Consider the following 25,666-nt stretch of genomic DNA (forward strand, 5'->3'; position numbering starts at 1 on the left):
GTCATGAACATTGCCAACTGGCTGCACGACACCCAGCGTCGGGCCCCGCAACGCCCGGCATTGTTCGACGGCAGCGTGCAAGTGGCCGACTACGCCACCTTCGCCGCCCACGTGCGCCAACGCGCCGCGCACCTGGTGGAGCAGCATGGCCTGGTGCCGGGAGACGCGGTGGCGCTGCTGATGAAAAACAGCTGCGACTACCTGGAACTGCTCTACGCCATCTGGTGGATGGGCGGGGTGGCGGTGCCGATCAACGCCAAGCTGCACCCCAGCGAAGCGGCGTGGATTGCCGATAATGCCGAGGCGCGGTTGATCTTTACCGACGGCGGCCAGGTGTTTTCATCGCGGGATTTGCCCGCGCATTGCACGGAATTGGACGGCCACCCGCTGCCGCCCAGCCATGGTTGGCCCAGCCTGGAACAGCCGGTGCCCCGCCAGGATCACGACCTCGCCTGGCTGTTCTATACCTCTGGCACCACCGGGCGCTCCAAGGGCGTGATGCTGTCGCACGGCAACCTGATCGCCATGTCGCTGTGCTACGCCACGGATGTCGATCAAGTGAGCGCCGACGATGCGGCGCTGTATGCCGCGCCCATGTCCCACGGCGCCGGCCTGTACAACTTCATCCATGTGCGCTGCGGCGCCCGCCATGTGGTGCCGGCCTCCCATGGCTTCGATGCCGCCGAGCTGTTCGGGCTGGCCGAGCACATGGGCCAGGTGTCGCTGTTTGCTGCGCCGACCATGGTCAAGCGCATGGTCGAACAGGCCCGGCGCCAGGATTATCACGGCGCCGGCATCAAGACCATCGTCTACGGCGGCGGCCCCATGTACCTCGCCGACCTGCGCGAAGCAGTCGACACCTTCGGCCCGCGCCTGGTGCAGATCTACGGCCAGGGCGAGAGCCCGATGACCATCAGCGTCTTGCCCCGCGCCTTGATCGCCGAGCGCCAGCGCCCCGACTGGGCCACCCTGGCCGCCTCGGTGGGCCACGCGCAAGCCTGTGTCGAGATCCGCATTCTCGATGCCGAGCACCAGCCACTGCCCACCGGCGAGCGCGGTGAAATCGCGGTGCGTGGCGCCACGGTGATGCAGGGCTACTGGTGCAACCCGCAGGCCACGTGCCAGACGCTGGTGGACGGTTGGCTGCTGACCGGCGACATCGGCTACCTCGACCCGGCCGGCTACCTGACCCTGACGAATCGCTCCAAGGACGTGATCATCAGTGGCGGCAGCAACGTGTACCCCCGTGAAGTCGAGGAAGTGCTGGCCCAGCATCCCGAGGTGTTCGAAGTGTGCGTGGTGGGCGAGCCCGACGCGCAATGGGGTGAGTCGGTGGTGGCCTTCGTGGTGACCCGCAGCGGCCAGCCGCTGGACGAAGGCGAGCTGACGGCGTGGTTCCTGGCGCGCATGGCCTCGTTCAAAAAGCCGAAAAAATATGTGTGGCGCAGCGATTTGCCGAAGAACAGCTACGGCAAGATTCTGAAGACCGACTTGCGGCATTGGCTGCAAACCGCGAGTATCGCCGCGCTTTAACATGGATCGATAATCAGACAAGGAGTCCCCACGATGGGCAATCCCGCACAAGACACCGTCCGCAAGCGCCACCGTGCGTTTCTGGGCGCCACCTCCGGCCACTTGATCGAGTGGTACGACTACGGCGTCTATGGCTTTCTCGCGGTCTATATCGGCCAGGCGTTCTTCGTCTCCGATGACCCCACCACCAGCCTGTTGGCCAGCTTTGCTGCGTTTGCGCTGAGCTTTTTTATCCGCCCTTTGGGTGGGCTGTTCTTCGGCCCGCTGGCAGACAAGATCGGCCGGCGCAAAACCCTGATCATGGCGCTGGTGATGATGACCGGCTCCACGGTGATGCTGGGCCTGTTGCCGACCTACGCCAGCCTGGGCATCGCCGCACCGATCCTGTTGATTCTGGTGCGCTGCGTTCAGGGCTTCTCGGCGGGCGGCGAAATCGGTACCGTCACCAGCTTCATCTCTGAATACGCCGGCCCCGGTCGCCGTGGCTTTGCCACCTGCTGGCTGATGGTTACCGCCGTGCTCGGCCTGCTGCTCGGTGGCGCCGTGGCCAACGGCATGACCTGGGTGCTGGGCGCCGAGGTCATGCAGGAATGGGCCTGGCGCGTACCGTTCCTGATCGCCGCGCCCCTGGGCTTTATTTCCATGTACATCCGCCTCAAGCTCGAAGACAGCCCCGAGTTCCTCGCCCTGCAACGCGCCGGGCAAACTTCGCGGGCGCCGCTGCGCGAGGTCTGGCAGTGGAAACGGGCGATTGCCCTGGTGTTCTTTATCATCACCTTGCACAGCTCGATCTTTTACCTAGTGCTGACGTTCGCCTCGACTTACATGGCCAAGATCCTCAAGTTCGACAGCGGCACCACCTTGCTCTACGTGTTCGTCGCCAGCTTCTCGGCGGCTTTCGTGATGCCGTTTGGCGGGGCCTTTACCGATAAATACGGGCGCAAGCCGTTCCTGATGGTGATCGGCACGCTGGCGACCCTGGCGATGTTCTGGCTGTTCAAATCCGCCCCGACCGCCACCCCGGCGACCTTCTTCGCGCCGTTGATGGCGGTGGCGATTCTGTTCGGGCTGTACGCGTCGTCAACCTATGCGTTGATGAGTGAGCTGTTGCCGACGCGGATTCGCTCCACTGGGATTGCCGTGGCGTATAACGTGCCCGTCGCGGTGTTTGGCGGCAGTGCGCCGTTGATTTCCACCTGGTTGATCAAGGTGACAGGCGACATTACTTCGCCGTGGTATTTCTATGTAGCGACCGGGGTGGTGTCGTTGGTAGCGCTGGTGGTGTTGCGCAAGGAGGACTTCGTGGTCGGTGCCACGCCTAGGGTGGCGTCTGCGAAAACGGCGCTGGCCTGACGCCGTGTTTGCATCTTGGTAATCAAACGGCAGGGTTGTGTTGGCAAACCTGCCGCAACAGGCTATCGGGCTGAATTGGCTGGCAACACGTGGGCCGCGTCCAGGGCAGGGTAGGAGTAATGTGGCCGGTAATCGACAAGTTCTTGAACCATCTCAGGCTCTTTCTGGGTGCCAATATTGAATCGCAGCAGCGTTCCTGATGTCTTTTCCACCGTATTAAGGTGGTTGTTCTTGGCAAAATCCAACTTCACTTTCGAGTCAGCGAGCAACTTTATGTCGCGTGGAGAAAGCGTGGGGTATTTCGCTTTGAATTCCCGATAGTACGTTTTGAACAGGCCCGTTGGGTCTTTGCCCAAAAAATAATCCATGTGCACAGGACCTGCGAATGACTTGGTGGGTATGTTGGTCAGGTTGGAGATTTCATCACCCAGCGAGTTCGGGCCGTTTGCGCCGGAATAGCAGACGCGAAGCACAATGTTTTTATATTTGCTGAAGTCAATTTTTTCCGCACGAAGTTTATTGACGATGTCTTGCGCCGAATAGAACTTGCCGTTTGCGCCTACGACTTTCGCGGGCTCTCCGGTGGCCGGTTCAGTCCCATGTCCGAATATATTGAGTCGTGGGGCGCCTTTGTAAATATCCTCGAAGGTTTGTATGTCGCCATCGATGGCCTTGAAACCCCTCCATGGACCGCCCAACCGAATCAATTCACGTAATGCTGACTCAGGCGAAGGCGCCGCCGGTAAATCACCTACGCGTGTTTCCTGCGGTACCGTATGAATGGCCGCGACTCCAGTAAGTGAGGAGGTTTGAGTGGGGTGTGCTCTTGCGAGGTGAAGCATTAACATCGCTATGTTGATGAATAAATCTGTTGCGGCTGCTTCTTTGTTTCCTTCCCTGCTCCCGGCAAGCGTCTTGATATCACTTATGATGCTGTCTGCCTGAAACGGCATACCGATTAAAAAGGCACTCTCTGGCATGAACAGAAATGCCGTATTGAGTAATAGGCCTGCCCCTTCTTTAATCCTTTCCCAGCGACTTTCCCCGTTGGATACGGCTTGGTGTTTGGCCAGCGATGTCAGCGCCCTTGAATTTGCTTCATATAAGTAGCTCATCAGTTGCCCGGTTTGCAGCTCGGACGACAGGTCGTGAGTCGCCAGTGTGGGCGGCGCAGGCGTGAACACGGGCGTATATGTCGGCATATGCGGTTCGCGAAAGCCATCGTGCCTGTAGACGGCGCGGGTTGTCTCATCAGGCAGCCAGGCAAGAATGTCTTTTTGTAGCTCCTTCTGTGTTTGGACAGTCTCCATTAGCGCCTGGCGCGAAGGAAACTGCAGCAGGGGGGCGCTGGAATTCAACGGGCGATAAAGAATGTGCGGGCCGACTGTGGTGTCCTTGGGTTCGATCAGGAACATGTTTTCGACCACATCGGGCACCGCGCCGGGCAGGCGCATCAGCGCCAACGGGCGCACGGTGATTTCGTTGCCATTGACAAACTTCTTCCCTGGCGTCGGATCCAGTATTGCCTGGAGGTAACGAAAACCCATGGCGTTATCGAAGCCAGCCTCGCCTTTGGCCGTCAGTTCCAGGGCCCTCATTTTCAGTTCAATCGGGACTTGCTCGGCGAACAGCGCTTGGCGCCTGGTTTTTTTTTCAGGATCGTCGAGCAGCTCGCGCCTGACTAATTCGGGGTAGTTCTTGCCGGCATCGATTTGCTGAATCAACTTACCCAGTTCGCCCTCTCTTCCGAGCTTGGCTAGATGAATGCCCGTCGGTTTGTGACGCACCTCCACCCGACCTTTTGGTAATCCTGAAAGGTTGCGTACAAAGGTTTCGGTGAAGGACAGGGTGGTGGTTTGGGTTGATCCGAATCCGCTGGCCGGGGCGCCATAGGGAGTGTGAAAGATGACTTCCAGATCCTTGATGTCATAGTGAAAGGGTGGAGGGTTGAGGGCTTTGATCTGTTCCTGGATATAAGTGCTAATGTCCGGAATATCACTGCCAAAGCTCTTGCCCTTGTGCCGGCGCTCGAAGCCCGCCATCTCCAGAAGCAGGTCATGGTAAATAAAGCGATTGGCATCGGAGGCGGTTTTCGACCATTCGGGACGCTTGAGCCCGGACTCTTGGGATGGTCGCGCCACAATCAGCGCGGGATCAGTGTCGGCGTTGGCGTCCCCGTTGTTAATCATGACGTTCGCTTGCAGGTAGAACGCATCAGCGTCGAAGGCTTTCAGGCTGGGCTTGTCGGTGCGGGTCGGTGGTTGCGCCTCGGGGTTTTGCTGTTCCCAGGCCTGCTGGGCAGCATCCAGGGAAGCATAAGGGGTAACCTTTCCGCTGGGTTCGCACATCAGCACTGCGAGGGTGCGATCCCCAGCCTTGCGTTCGATGAACAGGTTAGGGGTTTGAACGTTCGGGCTGTCTGGGTTGGCCGGGTCAGTGCGGACCATGAAGTGAATGGTTGTCTTGGAGTTGTCTGTGGGGTTGAGGTACCCGTGGGGAAACCTTGCTACCGTATCCAGTGTTTCGCGCTGTATGTCATTGAGACCTGGAGATTTTAAACTGGCCAGGCGCAGGTTGCTGTGCAGCAGTTGGCCGAGCATTGACCGCCGACTACCCGCGTAAATCGGGGTGGCACTGAGCGCTGTGTCGGCACTTAGCCCAGGGGTCGGCTCATTGAACGGCGGCTTATTCCAATACGTGATCTTTGCCGCTCGAAGCGTTTCGTTCAGCTTGCCGGGCAACTCGCTCATAGCCTTCTGTAGCGCTGACCTATCGATAGGAAGTGCAGTACCCGCAGGTTTGCCGGTACGGGCGAGCACGTCCTCGCGCGTATCGACGAATTTGCCAGCGCTGTCGAAAACCGGCGCGGCGCCTCCAGCGACATGGCTGATGATCATTTCCATCAGCGGTGTTTCAATGTACTCACCTGGATTGTCCGGATCGGGAACGGCGAACGCCAACTGCTCCACATCGAGGTTCAATGACGCATCGATGGCGTCCTTGAGTAATCCCGATACGACCGACTGCAACCCGGGCTCTGCGTTAAACAGACGGTGGGCGATGTCGCTCACGGGGCTGGCGACGGGCGGCTTGGCGGTGGTTACCGGCGCAGGCGCTTGAACGACAGTAGGTGTTGGAGGGGGTGTGATGCCTGCAAGTGCTTGTAGGGTTGCCTGCTGCAGTTCGCGAATCCCACGCGAGGTGTCAGCAGAAGGGTTGTTTTTTTTCAAGGAGGGAAAGCCATCGCGGATGAGCCCTGCGACTTGTTCGAGCCACTTCTGCTCTGAGCCGGTTTCCCGAGTCACGCCGTAAAAGTCCAGCATCATAGAGAGATCCAGCGCTTGCTGGGTACGAACGGGCCCCTCGTAGACCGAGCCGCTTCTCCCGTATTTTCGGGCCGCGCTTGAAATGTCGGGTTCGAGGGCCGCCCATTGGGGGCAAGTCGACGTGCGCAAAACAATCGATTTACGGCTGCCGTCAGGGTTTCGTACGTAGCCTTCCAACTGGCCTGTCGGCAAGTGGATAAACAAGGATGACACCTCGAGATTATGTTCTTTCGCAAACGCCAGGAAAGCGGGGCTGGAGAAGCATTTGCCGAACGCCTCGCGTGTGTGTGCGTAGGTAGAGTCGTCAGGCACATTCAGGAGGGGGAGAAAGGTTAGCGACTGATCATCAATGCGCCTTTGATAGCCGATCCTCGTGAGGATTCTGGCACACTCCCGTGCCACTTCCCGATCAGCCGCCTCGACGCGTTTGGCGGGCGTCGGTGTGCGACTGGAGTCGGCAAGTGTGCCGCTGCGTTCAAAGGTGGCTTGGGTGATCGTCTCCTTCACGCTGCGTTGTGCTTGCCTGGCACGCAAGGTCTGTTGCGAGATGTCCAATGGCAGGGGGCCGTTGGGGATGACCAGAGAGGGGAATGTATCGGCTTGCTGGAGTGCCGCGATCACGGCCCGCGGATTGCGCGTAAGCTCGGTTCTAGCGATAGCGTAGAAGTCTCCGACCAGGTAACTGGGAGGCGTGTGGTCGCCGGTGTAGCGGAACCAGGTCGTCGACGGGGCGCCCAGCTCTCTGGCCGCTGCGGCGACGTCCGCCGATGCCTGTGACCAGCCAGGGGTGAACTCCGTGAAGCTGTTGGGGGAGCCATTGATCATGCACGTCATGGTTCCCTCTTGAGGGTTCCAGCTGAAATTGGACAGGTCGATGTGATGGGCTTTGGCAAAGGTTGCAAACGGCTCTGCCCTGAGCGCCTGGTTAAAACGTGCCCACGCTTGGCCGAAGCTGGAAAAAGGCGGAACCTGGGTGAGGGTCGGGGCGGTGAGTGACTGTCTGTTGGTTGTGAGCTCCTCAGCGACCTGGCCCATCAATGCCGCGCTGAGCTGCTGTGCCAGCTCGGCATCACTCTTTTCCACCAACGTGCTGACGTGTCCTTGAGTGAGCAGAAATTGAGGCGAACTTGGTGCGCGTCTTGAAACGGGCTCGGATCGACCAGGATTTTCCGGCTGCTGAGCGATGTCATACTTCAGCCTTTCATCCGGGTTGACCGGCCACGCAAAGGTGCCTGTTGGCGTTTGTTGCGAAGATGAGGGTGGAACATGGTTCGTGGCTGCCGGGATCGTCATGGAAGTCTCCGTCTATCGTTATGAAAAGCGCGCCTTCTGTGGCGAATTTTCGTGGCTTTTCTGTACGAAGGTGTTCCGTATCCACTTAATACGAAGGGTTACAGCCGCTGATGCGGGGAGCCGTCATGTGTCACAGTCCTTTGCCTGTTCGTTGTGACAGGTTGAAATACGCCGCCGTTTTCTCCCCGCCGCGTCCCTGAGCAGACTGAGGTGCCTATGCAAGCAACCCGATTGACTCTCGTATGTCATGCCGTGACCCCCATGCAAAAGCAGGGGCGGTTTCCCGATGACGAGTCGTTACTGATGGATTGGCAGAATGCGCGGCTGTCACTGACGGATCGGTTCCGCAAAAGTGTGCGCCTGATATGCGGGCCCGAAGCGCGGACTCGCCAGACGGCAACGCTGTTCGGTGACCACGCCGTGGTTGAGCCCGCGTTACGCGATGGCGATTTTGGCCATTGGAAGGGGCAGGACACTGCCCAGCTTGATCGCGATGAATTGATGACTTGGCTCACCGACAGCGCCAGCGCCCCCCATGGCGGCGAGTCGGTGGACCACATTTGCGCGCGCGTGGGCGAATGGATGAGGTCACTGGAGTGCCAACCCGGCCATGTGGTGGCCGTTACACATCCCTTGGTCATCCGCGCTGCAATGCTGTACGTCATGCAATTTCCAGTATCGATGTTCTACCTGATCGATGTCGAACCGCTGTCGCGCACCGAGCTGCGTTTCAACGCGGTCTGGCGCCTGCGCCTGGAAACTCACGCCTGATGCGTTGATCATGGCAAAATCCACGCCCCGCACTGAGAGCAACCCATGAAACGCATCCTGATCATCGGCATTGGCGCCGGCAACCCCGACTACATCACGATGCAGGCCGTGAAGGCGCTGAACCGTACCGACGTGTTCTTCCTGATGGACAAGGGCCAGAGCAAGGACAAGCTGATCGACCTGCGCCGGGAAATCTGCGACACCTATATCACCGAGCCCGGCTACCGTTTTGTCGAGGCCGACTGCCCGGAGCGTGTGCGCGGTGAAATCGACTACACCACCGCTGTGCAGGACCTCAACCGCGATAAGCAGCAGACCTTCGAACGCATGATCAACGAAGAAATGGCTGACGGTGAGGTGGGGGCGTTCCTGGCCTGGGGCGACCCGGCGCTGTACGACAGCACCATCCGCATCTTGCAGGCGATTCTTTCCAGTGGTCGCTGTGTCTTCGAGTTTGAAGTGATCCCCGGCATCACCAGCGTGCAAGCCCTGGCGGCGCAGCACAAGGTGGCGCTCAACCGTATTGGCAAGTCCATCGAAATCACCACTGGGCGCCGGTTGGCGGCGGGGCAGGCGAGTGATGCCGATACCCTGGTGGTCATGCTCGACGCCGAAGATTCCTACCGCAGTGTGGCGGATCAGGACCTGGATATTTACTGGGGCGCCTACCTGGGCACCCCGGACGAGATCCTGATCAGCGGTAAAGTGGCGCATGTGGCAGAAGAGATCGAACGGGTACGCAAGGCGGCGCGCCTGGAAAACGGCTGGATCATGGACACCTATTTGTTGCGCAAACCCTGAGGTAAACCCGATGCTCAAACAACTTGCCCTCGCCTTGGCCCTGGTGGCCGGCGCCGCTCATGCCGACTCCGGCTTGCACACCGACTTGCCTTTGTCCTACCTGGAACAGACCCAGGGTGATGCGCGCAACCAGCCGCTTGTGATCTTCCTGCATGGGTTTGGCAGCAACGAGGAAGATCTGTTTGGTATCAAGGACGCGTTGCCGTCCACCTGGACCTACCTGTCGGTGCGCGCGCCGCTGCCGGTGGAGCCGCAAGGTTATCGTTGGTTCACCAAGACCGATGAGCCTGAGTACAACGGCGAGACTGATGAACTGTTCAGCAGCGCCCGGCTGATCAAGGACTTTGTGCTCAAGGCTACCGCCAAGTACCACACCCAAAGTGATCGGGTGTTCCTGGTGGGGTTCAGCCAGGGCGCGATCATGTCTTACGAGGTGGCCTTGCGTGAACCCGAGTTGGTACGCGGTATCGCTGCGCTCAGTGGCAGCGTGCTACCGGTGCTCAGGTCTGCGCTGAAACCGGATGCGTCCATGGGCAAGCTGGCGATCTTTATCGGCCATGGCACCTTGGACCAGGCGCTGCCCTTTAGCTCGGCCACGCAGGCGAACAAGGTGCTGACGGGGTTGGGGCTCAAGCCGGAGTTTCATGAGTACCCGGGAATGAATCACACCATCAGCGAAGCGGAAGTGCAGGACTTGAAAGCCTGGCTAGAGAAAAGCCTGAAGTGAAAATGCGGTTAAAAATGTGGGACCTGGCTTGCCTGCGATAGCCATAGGTATCTACACAACTTCGGCACGACGCTAAATCTGTGGCGAGGGAGCTTGCTCCCGTGACGGCCTGGCAGCCGACACAGATATAACTGATGCCCCGCGATCCAATGTGGGAGCTGGCTTGCCTGCGAAGACGGCCTGGCAGTCAACACAGTTGGACCGTGTACATATCCATTCCTGCGGTAACGGCCACTTAGGGTTCCGCCCTTACGGCGGCTCACTTTGCAAAAGCGGCAAAGTAAGCAAAACGCTCTTGCCCCACCACTCGGCACCTCGCCTAGGCTCGGTGTGCCCGTAATCCGCCAGTGATTTGGGGGGCCGCCGCCACGCGCCATCCATGGCGCGGGGCGGCTAAACCGGCATCCCTGCCGGTTTACCCCCCCAAATCCCTGTCGAATTCCGGCCAGCGTGGTTTAACGGGGCGCCTAAGATCAAAAGCAGATCAAGAGCGGCTCGCTTCGCATCGTGGTTACCGTTGAGCTTACAGAGTTATGTAGATGCCTATGCTGCGATAGCGGTGGCTCAGTAAAAGATTCAGTGACTGACACACCGCCATCGTAGGCAAGCCCGCTCCCACATGGGTTTTGTGTTGGCTGGAAGAGGGGGCTACTTGCCGCCCGTAATCTGCTTCACCAACGCCGCATGCCCCTTCACATCATCCGCCCGGGAAATCGCCTGGATCACCAGCAAATGGTTGCCCGAACCACCCAGGAACGTGGAGTTCAAGGTCTTGCCACCGCCTTGGGTAGCGCTGCTGTCCACCTGGCGCAGGCCCAGGCCCTTGTAGGTGAGTTTCTTCTCCCCCAGTTTCTTGAAGTCGGGCATGGCGGCGCTCTGGTCTTTGACGAAATCAGCCACGGCGCCGTCGAGGAACTTCGGGTCGTTATCCTGGATAGTTGCCCCATCGTTGCGCACGGTTTCGGCGACGATCACCACACTTTTCGTCGTTGAGTTAGCGTACAGGGTGCCTTGGGTGTCAGCGGTGCCGTCTTGCGCCGTGCCGGAGGGCAGGGTGTCGGCGCTGTAGGCTTTGGGCAGTTTGAAGGTGAACTTGCCACCCAAGGTGGAGATTGTCTGTGTGGCGGGCTTGGTGGCAGCGAACACGCTGCCGGCGGTAAGCGCTAGGGCGAGCAGCATTGCGGTTTTGGTGAACGTGGCCATGAAGCACTCCGGGGTTGAACGAAATTGCGGCGTATTCTGTCAGAAAATTCGCAATTTCGTTCATTCAGCCCATCACAGCTTGTCGGAGGATTCCTCGTCAAGCCTGTCCATTTCAAACAAGCGCGCCAGTTCCGCACGGGCTTCCTGGGCAGTTTGCATGACCTTGGCCGCGTCGTCGTATACCGCGTGTTGAGCGGCGAGTACCTGCTGGTCGTGGGTCTTGAAGCGGTTGATGCGCGCATCGGCCTGGGCCTGGCTCAAACCGAGGCCGACCAGGGTGCGGCGGCTCATTTCCAGGCTGGAGTAGAAGGTTTCGCGCACCGGTGAAGCGTCCAGGTCAACCAGGCGGTGTACGTGCTGGCGGTTACGCGCGCGGGCGATGATCTTCATGTGCGGGTAGAGGTTGCGCACCAGTTCGGCGGTCTTGATGTTGATCTCCGGGTCGTCCATGGCGATCACGAAGAATTCCGCTTGATCGACTTTGGCGGCGTGGAGGATTTCCGGGCGTTGGGGGTCGCCGTAGAACACCGGCATGCCGCCGAAACTGCGGGTCAGCTCGATGGTTTCCACCGAGGTGTCGAGGGCGATGAACGAGATGTTCTGCGCGCGCAGGATTCGCGCCACGATCTGGCCCATCCGGCCCATGCCGGCGATGACCACGCGAGGCGCATCGCTTTCGATGGCGCGGTATTCCTCGGGCACTTCCACCGGCTTGGCCTTGGGTTTGAACAGCTTCGGGCACACCAGCAACAGCAGCGGAGTCACGGCCATGGACAGGGTGATGGTGAGCACCAGCACGTCGTACAGCTGCGGTTCGAACAGGCCCTGGTCGCGGCCGATTTTGAACACCACAAAGGCGAACTCACCCCCCGCCGCCAGCACCACGCCCAGGCGCAGGGCACTTTCGCGATTGAGGTCGCCCACCATCCGCCCGACGGCGTACAGCAGCGGCAGCTTCAAGCCGATCAGCAGCAGGGTCAGGCCGATCACCACCAGCGGCGTGCTGAGCAGCAAACTGAGGTTGGCGCCCATGCCCACGCTAATGAAAAACAGCCCCAGCAGCAGGCCCTTGAACGGCTCGATCTGGGATTCCAGTTCGTGGCGGTATTCCGAATCCGCCAGCAGCAGGCCGGCGAGGAAGGCCCCCAGGGCCATGGACACGCCCACCAACTCCATCAGCCAGGCGGTGCCGATCACCACCAGCAGCGCGGTGGCGGTGGACACTTCGCGCAGGCCGGTCTTGGCCACAATGCGAAACACCGGGCGCAACAGGTAGCGCCCGCCGATGATCACCACCGCGATGCTGCCGAGGATCTGCAACACATGTTGCAGGCCCTGGGCTTCGGTGGTCGGATGATCGCTGCCGGCCAGCAACGGCACCATGGCGATCAGCGGGATGGCGGCGATGTCCTGGAACAACAGGATGGCAAAGGCCAGACGCCCGTGGGGTTGGTTGAGCTCCTTGCGTTCGGCCAGGCTTTGCAGGCCAAACGCCGTAGACGACAGCGCCAGGCCCAGGCCCAGTACGATGGCGCTGTTCCACGACTGGCCAAACAGCCATAGCGCGACCGCGCCCATCACCACACCGGTGAGCAGGACCTGGGCCAGACCGACGCCGAACACCGCCTTGCGCATCACCCACAAGCGTTTGGGCGACAGCTCCAGGCCGATGATGAACAGCAACAGCACCACGCCCAGTTCAGAGAACTGCGCCACGCTTTGCGGGTTGCCGATCAGGCCGAGAACCGACGGGCCGATGATCACACCGGCAAACAAATAGCCCAGCACCGCGCCCAATTGCAGGCGCTTGGCCAGGGGCACGGCCAGCACGGCGGCGAACAGGAACACCACGGCTGCTTGTAACAGGTTGCCTTCATGGGGCATCACGAACTCCATCGTTTACGTAGATCAACTCGGGGGAGGGGCAGTGTGGCGAGGGAGCTTGCTCCCGCTGGGCTGCGAAGCGGCCCCAAAAAAATGCGGGCGCTGCGCACCCGAGCGGGAGCAATCTCTGGCCACAAAAATATTCCACAGCAGGGGAAATAGAGCGCTATTAGAGCGCTTTTTCACATTTTGAAACTTGTATTTTTGTCGCGACAGTCAATGGATGTTGGCTCTCATCCCATTCTTACGCCGGTTTTACGAAAGTATTAATACCATTTAATTCAATGGCTTTCGCGCAGGTCTACTAACGTTTCGAAAAACTGGATCAGTAGTCACCACGGTCAGGTGTTTCGAATTCGATGCGTGTGGATCGTTGAAACAAGGCGTGCACGCAGTCACGGATGAAAGGCTTGGACCACAAGGAGTTGAACGTGGATAGAAGACTTGCGACTGCCGCTTTACCTCGTATTTCTGCGCTTTCTCTTGCGATCCGCCTGGGAGTGGCCGGGCTGGTGATGGGGCTGGCGAGCCCGGATGTGTTTGCCGCCTGTAGCCCGGCAAGTCCCAGCGCTGGAGCGACGGTGACCTGTACGGGTGTGCCGACATTGCCGCTGTTTCTCAATACCTTCAGCAGTGCAGTCAACAGCCTGACGGTCAACGTCAACGCGGGGGCGCAGCTCAATGCGACGTTGGGCGGTAAAGCACTGACCCTGACCGGCAACAACACGACGTTGAACAACTCCGGCACCATTGACCCGGCACTTCTTGGATTGGTTTCGGTGCTGAGCGGTGGCGTAGTGATCGGCAACACGGCAGCCAGCGTGTTGAACATCACCAACAGCGCCACCGGCATCATGCGCGGTACTGGCGCATTGCTGGGGCTGAACCTGGCCTCGCTGGACGGCATGGCCCTGAACGCCACCAACGGCGCAGGTGGCACCACCACGATCGTCAACAACGGCGTCATTGGTTCTTCCTCCTTGCTCGGCCTGTCGCTGTTCACGTCCGATACCCCGGTGGTGGCCGTGCAGGGTGGCGGGCAGGTCAATATGACGAATAATGGCACCCTGACCGGGCGTGTGGCGTTCGAGAGCTCCACTACAGGGAACACGTTCCGCAACACCGGCACTATCTCTGGCGGCGTGTCGATGGGGGCCGCCAGTACCAACACCTTTACGGCAGTCACGGGCTCGCAAGTGACCAACGGTGGCGGTATCGGCGTAAGCCTGGGCGGCCTGATCGGCGTGAACCTGACGTTTGCGCCCACCGGCCAGGTGGACGGCGGCGCAGGCGGCAGCAACTCGCTGATCCTTGAAAACACGACGGGCGTCGGTGGTGGCAGTGCAGGCACCGGCACGGTTTCAAGCGCCAACTATGTCAACTTCAACAACCTGGCCATCAACAGTGGCACCTGGACGTTGCAGGGGCCGTTGGTCAGCGGCAGCACTACGCTCAATGGCGGTGTGGCGCAATTCAATAACAACGCGACATTTGGCAGCGGTGTGCTCACGTCTAACGGCGGTGCTATCGAGGCCACCGGCAACGGCCTGACCCTGGCCAACCTGATGACCCTGGGTACCGGTGGTTTAACGGTACAGGGCGCCTCGACCGGGCTGACCCTGAATGGTGTGATCTCGGGCGCCGCGGGGGTGAGCAAAGCGGGTACCGGCGAGTTGATCCTCAGCGGGGCCAACACCTTCCAGGGTGGTACCACCTTGAACGCCGGCACGCTTACATTGGGCAATGCCGCAGCGCTAGGTACCGGTGCCTTGACCGTTGCGGGTGCGAGTACGTTGCAGAGCAATGCAGCCTTGACCACCAGCAATGCAATCGCCTTGAACGCCAATCTGACCGTAGACGGCGTGAACCCGCTGACCCTTGGCGGGGTTGTCAGCGGTGGTTCCGGGTTGATCAAGGAGGGCGTATCGAGCCTGGCGCTTACGGGCAACAATACTTACACCGGCGCCACGGCCCTCAACGCCGGTTCGCTGGTGGTTGGCTCCAATACTGCGCTCGGCGCCAGTGTGTTGAACGCCTCGGCGGGTACCACGCTGGATGCCAGTGCAGCAGTGAGCCTGGGCAATAACCTCAACCTGGGCGGTAACCTGACCCTCGGCGGCAGCAACGCGCTGACCCTTGGCGGCGTGGTGGCGGGCCTTGGCGGGTTGATCAAGAACGGGCCGGCGGATCTGATCCTCAATCAAGCGAACACTTACCTGGGCAACACGGCACTCAACAGCGGCAAGCTGGTGATTGGCGCTACCGGTGCCTTGGGTGCGGGTACGTTGAATGCAGCCGCAGGCACGACTCTGGACGCCAGCACCAGTACCACGCTGGCCAACGCGATCAACCTGGCCGGTAACCTTGGAATCGGTGGCAGCGCCAACCTGACCCTGGGCGGCACGGTCAACGGTGCAGGCAGCCTGACCAAAGACGGCGCGGCCGGCCTGACACTCAGCGGCAACAATAACTTCCTGGGTGGCACCACCCTGAACGCAGGCAGCCTGACCCTCGGCAGCAACACGGCGCTTGGCCTGGGCAACTTGACCGTCGGCGGCGCCGCCACCCTGGACAGCACCTCGGCGGTGGCGTTGGGCAATGGCATTGCCCTCAACGCCGGGCTGACCGTCGGTGGCACCAATGGGCTGACCCTGGGCGGTGTGGTCAGCGGCGCGGGTGCGCTGATCAAGGATGGCCTGGCCAACCTGACCCTTGACGGCACCAACACTTTCACCGGTGGCACCAGCCTCAACGCCGGTACGTTGACTTTGGGCACGGCAGGCGCATTGGGCGCAGGCCCCTTGACGGTCGGCGGTGCGGCAACCCTGGATAACAGTGCTGCCCTTACCCTGGGCAACGGGATTGCCCTGAATGGTGACCTGACGCTCGCGGGTAGCAATGACCTCAACCTCAGCGGTGTGATCAGCGGCGCCAGTGCGCTGATCAAAAATGGCTTGGCTGACCTGACCTTGAGCGGCAACAACACGTTTACCGGGCCATTGAATATTGTCTCTGGCAGCGTCACCACCGGCAGCACCGGTGCATTGGGCAACACCTCTAGCGTCAATGTCAGCACCGGCGCCGCACTGAACCTGGGCGTCAATTCCAGCCTGGCCGGCCTCAGCGGTGCGGGTGGCGTGGCAGTCGGCAGCGGTTTGGAACTCACCGTGGGTGGCGTGAACACCAGCAGTACTTTTGACGGAGACCTGAGCGGTGCGGGCAGCTTGATCAAGGTGGGGACCGGCACGCTCACGCTCAACGGAATCAATGGCATCACCGGTAACACGGCGATCAACGCGGGCACCCTGGATGTCGATGGTTCTCTGGGCAGCGCGTTGGTCAACGTGAACAGCGGCGGCACCCTCACCGGCAGTGGCTCGATATTGGGTACGGCGAATATCAATAGCGGCGGGCACTTGGCGCTGGGCAGTGGCACGACCTTGTCGGCCGCTGGTCTGAATATGAGTGCCGGGGCCAGTCTGGATGTGGCGCTTGGCGCACCGTCGCTGACCTCGCTGATGAATGTCGGTGGCAACGTGAATCTGGCCGGCGACCTTAATGTGAGCGATGCCGGTGGCTTCGGCGCTGGTGTGTATCGCTTGATCAACTACACCGGCGGCTTGACCGGCGCATTGAACATCAACACGGTGCCGCTGGGTTATGGCCTGGGTGATCTGCTGGTACAGACCTCAGTGGGCAGCCAGGTCAACCTGGTGGTAGCGGCGCCGAATATTCGTTTCTGGGACGGCAGCAATACCATCGCCAACGGCACTGTTGACGGTGGCAACGGCACCTGGACAGCGGGCGGCACCAACTGGACCTCGGCCGACGGCCTGTCCAACCAGACCTGGGGCGGCGGCTTTGCGGTGTTCCAAGGTGCTGCGGGGACTGTCAGCGTGAATGGCGTACAAACCATCACCGGTCTGCAATTCGTCACCGATGGCTACAGCCTGGTCAATGGCACCGGTGGGCAGTTGAGCACCGGCAGCGGCAACTTCGCCGTACGTGTCGACCCACTGGCGACTGCCACCCTCGGCGTCGATATCACCGGCGCGGGCGTTCTGAACAAACTTGATACCGGCACGCTGGTGCTCAATGGCGCCAACAGCTACACCGGTGGCACCTTGCTCAATGGCGGTACCTTGGTGGTCGGCAGCAACACCGCGCTGGGTACTGGCGCCCTGACTGCTGCGGCGGGCACCACACTGGACAGCAACGCCTCCGTAACCCTGGGCAATAATGCGGTACTCAGCGGCAGCCTGACGGTCGGCGGCAGCAACGCATTGGCGCTCAATGGCGCCATCAGTGGCATCGGGGGTCTGGTGAAGAACGGCACGGCAGACCTGACACTCGGCGGCACCAATACCTTCCTGGGCCCTGTGGCCTTGAACGCAGGCGGGCTGATCCTGGCCAGCAATACGGCGCTGGGCGCGGGCGTGTTGAACGCCGCCGGCGGCACAACATTGGACGCCAGCACGGCGGTTACCACCACCAACGCGATCAATCTGGCTGGCAACCTGGGCATCGGCGGCACCGCTGACCTGACGCTCGGCGGCGCAATCAACGGTGCGGGCAGCCTGACCAAGGAGGGCGCGGCCAATCTGATCCTCAGCGGCGCCAACGCCTACCTGGGTGGCACCACCCTGAACGCCGGTACGCTGACCTTGGGCAGCGCCACCGCCCTTGGTCTGGGCAACCTCACCGTTGGCGGCGCGGCGACCCTGGATAACACGGCAGCGCTGAGTGTGGGCAATGGCGTCGTGCTTGACGCCAACCTTGCCGTTGCCGGTAGCAACGACCTGACCCTGGGTGGCCTGGTCACCGGCACGGCTGGCCTGAGCAAAGACGGCGCGGCCAACCTGACCCTCAATGGCGTCAACACCTTCCAAGGCGGCACCACCCTCAACGCCGGCACGCTGACCCTGGGCACGGCAGCGGCGCTGGGTACCGGCGCCTTGAACGTAAACGGTGCGGCCACGCTGGCTAACAGCACGCCGCTGGTATTGGCCAATGCGGTCAACCTCAACGCTGGGCTGACCGTGGGCGCTCTCAACAATAACCTGACCCTGGCCGGCGTGCTGGCCGGCAGCGGTAGCCTGGTCAAAACCGGCACGGCGGATGTGAGCCTGACCGGCACTAACACCTTCAACGGCCTGTTCGATGTGCAATCGGGCAGCCTCACCACGCTGGGCAACGGAGCACTGGGTGTCGGCGCCGGGGTCAACCTGGCGAGCGGTACTTCCTTGAACCTGGGCGGCAGCGCCAGCCTGGGCGCCCTCACGGGTACCGGGCTTGCAACCGTAGGGGCCGGCAGCACCTTGAGCGTCGGCAACAATAATCTGGACAGCACCTTCAACGGCGTCGTGGCAGGCCTCGGCAACCTGGCCAAAGACGGCACAGGCGCCTTGACCCTCGGCGGCCTCAGCGTGGTGACCGGGGACGCCCAGGTCAACGCCGGCAGCTTGCTCGTCAATGGTTCCCTGGCCAGCGCCAACGTGGCGGTGGGCAGTGGTGCCACCCTCGGTGGTACCGGTACTTTGTTGGGCAACGTGAGCATCGCCGACGGCGGCCATCTGGCCGTCAATTCCGGCGCGACCCTGACCACCGGTTCGCTGCTGCTCAATGCCAACTCCAACCTGGATGCGGGCCTCGGCGCGCCCGCCACGGGCGGCACGGCGCTGGTGCAGGTCAACGGCAACCTGACTTTGGACGGCACCCTCAACGTCACGGATATCGGCGGCTTCGGTGCGGGTATCTACCGCCTGATCGACTACACCGGCGGCCTGACCAACAACGGCCTGCTGCTGGGTAGCCTGCCGGTGAACAACCCGGCCAGCGACCTGGACCTGCAAACCGCTATCGGTAACCAGGTCAACCTGCTGGTCAACGGCAGCACCAACGTGCAGTTCTGGGACGGCAGCCAAACCACGGGCAATGGCACCATCGAAGGCGGCAGCGGCACCTGGAGTGCAGGCGCCAGCCAATGGACCGGCGTCAACGGCGCATTCAATACAGCCTGGACCCCGAACAGCTTTGCCGTGTTCCAAGGCACGGCGGGCACTGTCACGGTTGACGGCGCGCAAGCCATCACCGGTTTGCAGTTCGTCACCGATGGCTACAACCTGGCCGGCGGGGCAGCGGGCGCCTTGACCCTGTTCAACGGCGTGGGCGGCAACACCGCCGTACGTGTCGATCCCGGCGTCACTGCCACCCTGGGCGTCGCGTTCAACGGCGGCGGCACCCTGGCCAAGCTCGACACCGGCACCCTGGTGCTTAACGGTGCCAACAGCTACACCGGCGGCACCGCCCTGGATGGCGGCACGCTGGTGGTCGGCAATGACAGTGCCCTGGGCAGCGGCGCCTTGACCACCGCCAACGGCACCACCCTGGACAGCAACACCGCAGTCAGCCTGGCCAATGCGCTCAACGTCAACGGTAGCCTGACCCTCGGCGGCAGCAATGCCCTGACTCTGGCCGGCACCGTGGCGGGCACGGGCAGCCTGATCAAGAATGGCATCGCCAACCTGACCCTCAGTGGCAACAACACCTATGCCGGCCCAACCGCACTCAACGCAGGCGGCCTGATCCTGGCCTCCAACACGGCCCTGGGCAGTGGCGCCCTGAACGCGGCCGCCGGCACCACCCTCGACAGCAGCACGGCGGTCGCCCTGGCCAATACGGTCAATCTGGCCGGCAACCTGGGCATTCTAGGCACCGCCGACCTGAGCCTGAACGGCCTGGTCAGCGGTACCGGTGGGCTGACCAAAACCGGCGCGGGCGACCTCACGCTCAACGGCGCCAATGCCTACTTGGGCGGCACGCAGTTGAATGCCGGCTCCCTGACCCTGGGCAATGCGTCGGCCCTGGGCAGTGGTGCCTTGGCGGTCAATGGGGCAACCACCCTGGACACCAACACGGCGTTGGCCCTGGCCAATAACACCAGCCTGAATGCCGCGCTCACCGTCGGCGGCAGCAACGACCTGAGCCTCAACGGCGTGGTGGACGGCAGTGGTTCGTTGACCAAGGCCGGTGGCGCCAACCTGACTCTGAACGGCGCCAATACCTACAGCGGCGGCACGGCACTCAATGCCGGTACGCTGACCCTCGGCAGCACCACGGCCCTGGGCTCGGGCGCGCTGACCGTCGGCGGTGCGGCGACCCTGGCCAATAGCACGCCGCTGGTGCTGGCCAATGCGGTCAACCTCAATGGCGACCTCAGCGTCGCTGGCAGCAACAACCTGACCCTGGCCGGCGTACTCGCTGGCAATGCAGCGCTGATCAAGAATGGCGCGGCGGACCTGCTGCTGACCGGCAACAACAGCTTCAGCGGCCCACTGACCGTGGCGGCCGGCAGCGTGACCACGGCGGGTAATGGTGCGCTGGGCACCACCTCCGGCGTCACTGTCGGCAGCGGCGCGAGCCTCAACCTGGGTGGCAATGCCAACCTCAACAGCCTGGCTGGCACCGGCACGGTGCAGGTGGCGGGCGGCGCTACGCTGGCGGTGGGAGGCAGCAACCTCGATAACAGCTTTGGCGGCGCGCTCAACGGTGCCGGCAACCTGGATAAAAACGGCAGCGGGGTGCTCAACCTGAGCGGCACCAATGCCCTCAGCGGCGCGGCCAACGTCAACGGCGGTACCTTGAATGTCACAGGTTCCCTGGCCAGCGGCACGGTGGCGGTGAACAGCGGCGCAACCCTGGCCGGCAGCGGTTCATTGGCCGGCGCGGTGTCCGTGGCCGACGGTGGGCACATCGGCTTGGCCTCCGGCAGCACACTGTCGGTGGGCTCGTTGGTGCTGGGTGGCAACTCGAACCTGGATGTTGGCCTCGGCACCCCGGTGCTGGGCGGCGGCACAGGCCTGCTGAATGTCGGCGGCGACCTGACTCTGGACGGTAACCTCAATGTCACCGATATCGGCGGCTTTGGCAGCGGCGTCTACAACCTCATCAACTACACCGGGGCCTTGACCGATAACGGCCTGGCGCTCGGCACACTGCCAGGCAGTGTGGTACCGGGTGATCTGCAAGTGCAGACCGCGATCACCAGCAAGGTCAACCTGCTGGTGACTGCACCCAACACCACCGTGCAGTTCTGGGATGGCAACAGCCTGATCGGCAACGGTGCGATTGACGGCGGCAACGGCACCTGGAACGCCGGCAATACCAACTGGACCAATGTCGACGGCACCCTCAACCAGGGCTGGGTCAACAGCTTCGCGGTGTTCCAAGGCGCGGCGGGCAACGTGACGGTGGACGGCACGCAGAACATCACCGGCATGCAGTTCGTCACCGATGGCTACACCCTGGGCGCTGGCACAGCGGGCGTACTCAACCTGGTCAATGGCGGCACCGGCAACACCGCGGTGCGCGTCGACCCGAACGCCACCGCGACCCTGGGCGTGACCCTCAACGGCGCTGGCACCCTGGCCAAGCTCGACAGTGGCACCCTGGTACTCAACGGCAATAATGGCTATACCGGCGGTACCGCGCTGAATGGCGGCACCCTGGTGGTGGGCAACAACAGTGCCCTCGGCACAGGCGCTCTGACGGCGGCCGGCGGCACCACCCTGGACAGCAACGCGGCGGTCAGCCTGGCCAATGCGGCTGTACTCAACGGTGCCTTGGCGGTGGCAGGCAGCAACGCGCTGACCCTGGACGGGGTTATCAGCGGCAGCGGCAGCCTGGTGAAAAACGGTGCGGCAGCGCTGACGCTCAATGGCGTCAACAGCTACAGCGGCGGCACTGGCCTGAACGCCGGTCAATTGATCCTTGGCAATAATGCTGCCCTGGGCAGTGGTGCCTTGACGGTCGGCGGCGCGGCGCAACTGGATGGCAGCACCGACCTGCAACTGGCCAATACCCTCAACCTGGGTGGCCCGCTGACCCTGGCCGGCAGCCACGACCTGGCCCTCAATGGCGTGGTCAGCGGCACTGGCAGCCTGGTGAAAAACGGCAGCGGCGCCTTGTTGCTGACAGGTGCCAACACCTACAGCGGCGGTACCACGCTCAACGGCGGCACCACCACGGGCAACACCACCAGCCTGCAAGGCGCCATCGCCAACAATGCGGCGTTGACCTTCGAGCAAGCCATTGACGGCACCTACACCGGCAACCTTACCGGCGCTGGTGTACTGAACAAAACCGGCACCGGAGCGTTGCTGCTGACTGGCAACAACACCTTTACCGGTACTACCAACGTCAACACCGGCAGCCTGCTGGTCAACGGCACCTTGAACAGCGCCGCGGTACAAGTCGCCAGCGGCGCGACCCTCGGCGGCAGCGGCACCCTGGGCGGTGCGGTGAACATGGCAGACGGCTCGGTGCTCCAGGCCGGCGCCGCGACGCCGCTGTCGGTGGGTTCGCTGGCCTTGTCATCGGGGACCACCCTGGACTTCGCCCTCGGCGCACCGGGTGCTTCCAGTACGGCGGTGAACGTGGCGGGCAACCTGACCCTGGACGGCACTCTCAACGTCAGCGATACCGGCGGCTTCGGCGTCGGCGTGTACCAACTGTTCCGCTACGGCGGCAGCTTGACCGATAACGGCCTCACCTTTGGCACCTTGCCGGTGGCACTGGGCAACCTGAGCCTGCAAACGGCGCTGGCCAACCAGCTCAACCTGGTGGTGCAAACCGCGCCAGGGCAAATCCAGTTCTGGAACGGCGGCACCACCAACCCCGATGGCACCATTACCGGTGGCAGTGGTACCTGGGGCCCGGGCACCAACTGGACTGACCCGACCGGCACCCAGGGGCAGGCGTCCACCAACCAGTTCGCGGTATTTGGCGGGCAGGGCGGCACCGTGACCGTGGTTGGCAACCAAGGCTTCACCGGCCTGCAAGTGCTGGACGCCGGCTACGTGCTGACGGCCGGCGAAGGCGGCAGCTTGAGCCCGACCAATGCGGCGGATGGCAGCCTGGCGCCAGTGCGGGTCAATTCCGGCGTGACCGCTCAGATTGATGCTCCGCTGGTGGGGACCGGCGGCATCAACAAACTGGATGCCGGTACCTTGCTGCTGACTGGCGCGAATACCTACACCGGCGGCACTACCGTCAGTGGCGGTACGCTGGCGGGCACCACCACCAGCCTGCGTGGCAGGATCCTCAACAACGCGCGGTTGTTGTTTGCCCAACGCACCAATGGCCAATTCAGCGGCACCTTGAGCGGCACCGGTGCGCTGATCAAGCAAGGCGCAGGCGCGCTGTTGCTGACCGGCAACCAGCCGTTCAGCGGCACCGTGGCGGTGGAAGAGGGCGTGTTGCAAGTGGGCAACGCGGCCAACCCAGGCGCCGTGCTCGGCGGCCAAGTCACCGTGGCCAACGGTGCGGGGCTGACCGGTAACGGCAGTGTCGGTTCGCTGGTCAACAACGGCTCGGTGACACCCGACAGCGGCAAGCTGACCGTGGCCGGCAACTTTACCAACGCCAGTACCGGTGCGCTGAACCTGGTGATCACCCCATCCACCACCGGCTCCCTGGCCGTGGGCGGCACCGCCAACCTGGGCGGCACCTTGAATGTGGTCAACCTGGCACCCTATGCCGGCGCCACCACCTACACCCTGCTGACCGCGGGCGCAGTCAACGGTACCTTTGCCACCACCAATCTGGAGAACCTGGCGTTCCTCACTACCGCGTTGAACTACAGCCCAATCCAAGTGGCCCTGGCGGTCAGCCGCAACGACGTCAGTTACGCCAGTGTGGCGGCCACTGGTAATCAGCGCGGCGTGGCGGCGGCGTTGGGCACAGGCACCGGAGTCGGTGGCGCAGCGGTGCAAAACGCCCTGCTTAATGGTGATGTGGCAGCGGCACGCGCGGCCTTCGACAGCTTGTCCGGCGAAATCCACGCCAGCACCGCCAGCGCCATGCTTGAAGACTCGCGTTACGTGCGTGATGCGGTCAACGAGCGTCTGCGCCAACCCGGTTGCTACCGCGAGGACGACCCGCGCAATGCCCTGGCACCTAGCGAGAACCACCTGAGCAGCGCCGGTTGCCACGGCGAGATGGTCGGCTGGATGCGCGTGCTCGGCACCTGGGGCCATATGGGCGGTGACAGCAACACCGCCAAGCTGGACCGCAACCTCAGCGGCTTCCTGCTCGGCACCGACAAGCAAGTGGACGACGCCTGGCGCGTGGGCGTGGCCGCCGGCTACACCCGCAGCGACCTGGACGCCAAGCGCCGCAATTCCAGCGCCGATGTGGACAGCTACCACCTGATGGCCTACACCGCCTACCAGCAGGAAGCCTTCGCCGCACGGATGGGCGTGGCGTACAGCTGGCATGACGTCGAAAGCAAGCGCAACGTGGCCGTCGGTGCCGAGGGCCAACGCCTCAAAGCCGATTACAAGGCACGCAGTGCGCAGGTGTTCGGTGAAGTCGGCTACACCATCCAAACCCCTAGCGTGGCCCTGGAACCGTTCGCCGGCCTGGCCTACGTCAACTACGACAGCGACACCATCAAGGAAAAAGGCGGTTCGGCAGCCCTGCGTGGCGATGCCGACCAGGACATCACCTACTCGACCCTGGGCGTGCGCATTGGCCAGGCCATCACCCTGAGCAACGGCTCGAAAATCACCCCACGGGGCAGCATCGGCTGGCGCCATGCCTTCGGTGATACCAAGCCCGACGCCGACCTGAGCTTTATCAATGGCGGTGGCTCGTTCAGCACCCAAGGCGTGCCGATTGCCAAGGACAGTGCAGTGGTGGAAGCGGGGCTGGATTACCAGATCAGCCAGAACGGCAGACTGGGCCTGGGCTATTCGGGCCAACTCTCGCGTAACGACAAGGACCACGCAGTGACTGTGAGTTTCTCCCTCGGTTTTTGATCACGGCCGAGTTTTTTGAACCGCCCGAAAGGGCGGTTTTTTTTGGAAGATTTTTTGAAGAAGTACGTTGGTTCATGAAAGCAGGGCATTTATTGCTCACCGGGCAGCCTGAAGGATGTGAATACAATTTCTTCCGGAACACGGCTGGCGACCAACCGACGCCGGCCTAAAGTTATGCACTTGAGTTTATATTCCTTGGGTGGCATATTTGCATGGTCTGGGACATTGAATACACGGATGAATTCGAAGAGTGGTGGGATGGCTTGGATGCAAAGGAGCAATCGTCGGTGGCTGCCAGTGTTGATTTGCTGGGGCTGTTCGGGCCTGGGCTGCGCTTTCCCCATAGCAGCGATATCAAGGGTGCTCGGCACGGCAACCTGCGAGAGTTGCGGGTACAGCATGCAGGGCGACCTTACAGGGTGTTGTATGCCTTCGATTTTCGGCGCTGTGCAGTGTTGCTGATAGGTGGCGATAAAACCGCACAGCACCGTTGGTACCACGAGTACGTACCCTTGGCAGAGAAGCTGTACGACGTACATTTAGACTCATTGCGTAAAGAGGGCCGTGACCATGGCTAAGAAATTCGCGGAACTGAAAGCTCGCATGACACCTGAGGCGCACGCCGATGCCGAGCAGATATTTCAGCAACACTTGAAAGAAATGCCGCTGCATGAGTTGCGCAAAGCCCAGCAACTGAGCCAGGCAAGCCTGGCAAAGGCATTGAATATCAACCAGGCAGCGGTTTCGAAGATGGAGCGTCGTACTGATATGTACATCAGCACGTTGCGTGACTACATACGTGCGATGGGGGGCGAGCTGGAAATCATCGCCACTTTTCCGGATGGCCAGGTCAAAATTGACAACTTTGCCTGTTGAAGTAGCTGGGCTCTTCGCCAGATTCAGGCTATTCCAATTGTCCTGAGCGTGGCGAACGCTGGTCAGGATTCACCTTCCTT

General features: G+C 61.9%; 11 protein-coding genes. 8 read left to right on the forward strand and 3 right to left on the reverse strand.

All coding sequences use genetic code 11. From position 1 onward, the window contains the following. Positions 1-3 precede the first annotated feature (3 nt). The gene (locus tag HU730_RS01885; protein ID WP_186527269.1) at positions 4-1,533 is read left to right on the forward strand and encodes an AMP-binding protein; all 1,530 of its coding nucleotides are present in this window, start codon (positions 4-6) and stop codon (positions 1,531-1,533) included. Between the two features lie 33 nt (positions 1,534-1,566). After that, entirely contained in the window at positions 1,567-2,886 is a 1,320-nt protein-coding gene (locus HU730_RS01890) for an MFS transporter (protein ID WP_186527268.1), read from the forward strand. A gap of 62 nt (positions 2,887-2,948) precedes the next feature. On the opposite strand, the gene HU730_RS01895 is transcribed toward HU730_RS01890, so the two are convergent. Next, the gene (locus HU730_RS01895) at positions 2,949-7,505 is read right to left on the reverse strand and encodes a DUF6543 domain-containing protein (protein WP_186527267.1); all 4,557 of its coding nucleotides are present in this window, start codon (positions 7,503-7,505) and stop codon (positions 2,949-2,951) included. Between the two features lie 216 nt (positions 7,506-7,721). On the opposite strand from HU730_RS01895, the gene HU730_RS01900 reads away from it, so the two are divergent. Genes HU730_RS01900 through HU730_RS01910 form a run of 3 tightly spaced genes read left to right on the forward strand, consistent with a single transcriptional unit; the run spans position 7,722 to position 9,804 of the window. Further along, the gene (locus HU730_RS01900) at positions 7,722-8,276 is read left to right on the forward strand and encodes a histidine phosphatase family protein (protein ID WP_034127306.1); all 555 of its coding nucleotides are present in this window, start codon (positions 7,722-7,724) and stop codon (positions 8,274-8,276) included. A gap of 45 nt (positions 8,277-8,321) precedes the next feature. After that, positions 8,322-9,077 carry a precorrin-6A synthase (deacetylating) gene (gene cobF / locus HU730_RS01905; protein WP_034127307.1) on the forward strand — a complete coding sequence of 252 codons (756 nt, stop codon included), beginning with the start codon at positions 8,322-8,324 and terminating at the stop codon, positions 9,075-9,077. A gap of 10 nt (positions 9,078-9,087) precedes the next feature. Then, on the forward strand, positions 9,088-9,804 hold the full coding sequence (locus tag HU730_RS01910; RefSeq protein ID WP_186527266.1) for an alpha/beta fold hydrolase: 717 nt from the start codon (positions 9,088-9,090) through the stop codon (positions 9,802-9,804). Between the two features lie 648 nt (positions 9,805-10,452). Here HU730_RS01910 and HU730_RS01915 read toward each other — a convergent pair. Continuing rightward, positions 10,453-11,007 (reverse strand): hypothetical protein, encoded by a 555-nt coding sequence (locus HU730_RS01915; protein ID WP_054897036.1) that lies wholly within the window; start codon positions 11,005-11,007, stop codon positions 10,453-10,455. Between the two features lie 72 nt (positions 11,008-11,079). Beyond that, positions 11,080-12,891 (reverse strand): monovalent cation:proton antiporter-2 (CPA2) family protein, encoded by a 1,812-nt coding sequence (locus HU730_RS01920; RefSeq protein WP_034127310.1) that lies wholly within the window; start codon positions 12,889-12,891, stop codon positions 11,080-11,082. A 431-nt stretch (positions 12,892-13,322) separates the two neighbouring features. Here HU730_RS01920 and HU730_RS01925 point away from each other — a divergent pair, with 431 nt between their 5' ends. From HU730_RS01925 to HU730_RS01935, 3 genes are all read left to right on the forward strand, one after another. Beyond that, positions 13,323-24,710 carry an autotransporter-associated beta strand repeat-containing protein gene (locus HU730_RS01925; protein WP_186527783.1) on the forward strand — a complete coding sequence of 3,796 codons (11,388 nt, stop codon included), beginning with the start codon at positions 13,323-13,325 and terminating at the stop codon, positions 24,708-24,710. A 212-nt stretch (positions 24,711-24,922) separates the two neighbouring features. Beyond that, on the forward strand, positions 24,923-25,288 hold the full coding sequence (locus tag HU730_RS01930) for a type II toxin-antitoxin system RelE/ParE family toxin (protein ID WP_034127312.1): 366 nt from the start codon (positions 24,923-24,925) through the stop codon (positions 25,286-25,288). Further along, positions 25,281-25,586, forward strand: coding sequence for an XRE family transcriptional regulator (locus HU730_RS01935; protein ID WP_057977105.1), 306 nt, complete (start codon positions 25,281-25,283; stop codon positions 25,584-25,586). Before HU730_RS01930 ends, HU730_RS01935 begins: the two co-directional genes overlap by 8 nt. The last annotated feature ends 80 nt before the right edge of the window (positions 25,587-25,666 follow it).

Source organism: Pseudomonas sp. SWRI22 (genome assembly GCF_014268395.2).
In the GTDB taxonomy this organism is placed as follows: Bacteria; Pseudomonadota; Gammaproteobacteria; order Pseudomonadales; family Pseudomonadaceae; genus Aquipseudomonas; species Aquipseudomonas paracarnis.

Excerpts from the sequence above, each read along its gene's own strand:
- HU730_RS01910 (WP_186527266.1), top strand. The coding sequence starts at position 9,088 with ATGCTCAAACAACTTGCCCTCGCCTTGGCCCTGGTGGCCGGCGCCGCT.
- cobF (WP_034127307.1), top strand. The coding sequence starts at position 8,322 with ATGAAACGCATCCTGATCATCGGCATTGGCGCCGGCAACCCCGACTAC.
- HU730_RS01900 (WP_034127306.1), top strand. The coding sequence starts at position 7,722 with ATGCAAGCAACCCGATTGACTCTCGTATGTCATGCCGTGACCCCCATG.
- HU730_RS01890 (WP_186527268.1), top strand. The coding sequence starts at position 1,567 with ATGGGCAATCCCGCACAAGACACCGTCCGCAAGCGCCACCGTGCGTTT.
- HU730_RS01935 (WP_057977105.1), top strand. The coding sequence starts at position 25,281 with ATGGCTAAGAAATTCGCGGAACTGAAAGCTCGCATGACACCTGAGGCG.
- HU730_RS01930 (WP_034127312.1), top strand. The coding sequence starts at position 24,923 with ATGGTCTGGGACATTGAATACACGGATGAATTCGAAGAGTGGTGGGAT.
- HU730_RS01885 (WP_186527269.1), top strand. The coding sequence starts at position 4 with ATGAACATTGCCAACTGGCTGCACGACACCCAGCGTCGGGCCCCGCAA.
- HU730_RS01915 (WP_054897036.1), bottom strand. The coding sequence starts at position 11,007 with ATGGCCACGTTCACCAAAACCGCAATGCTGCTCGCCCTAGCGCTTACC.
- HU730_RS01895 (WP_186527267.1), bottom strand. The coding sequence starts at position 7,505 with ATGACGATCCCGGCAGCCACGAACCATGTTCCACCCTCATCTTCGCAA.
- HU730_RS01920 (WP_034127310.1), bottom strand. The coding sequence starts at position 12,891 with ATGCCCCATGAAGGCAACCTGTTACAAGCAGCCGTGGTGTTCCTGTTC.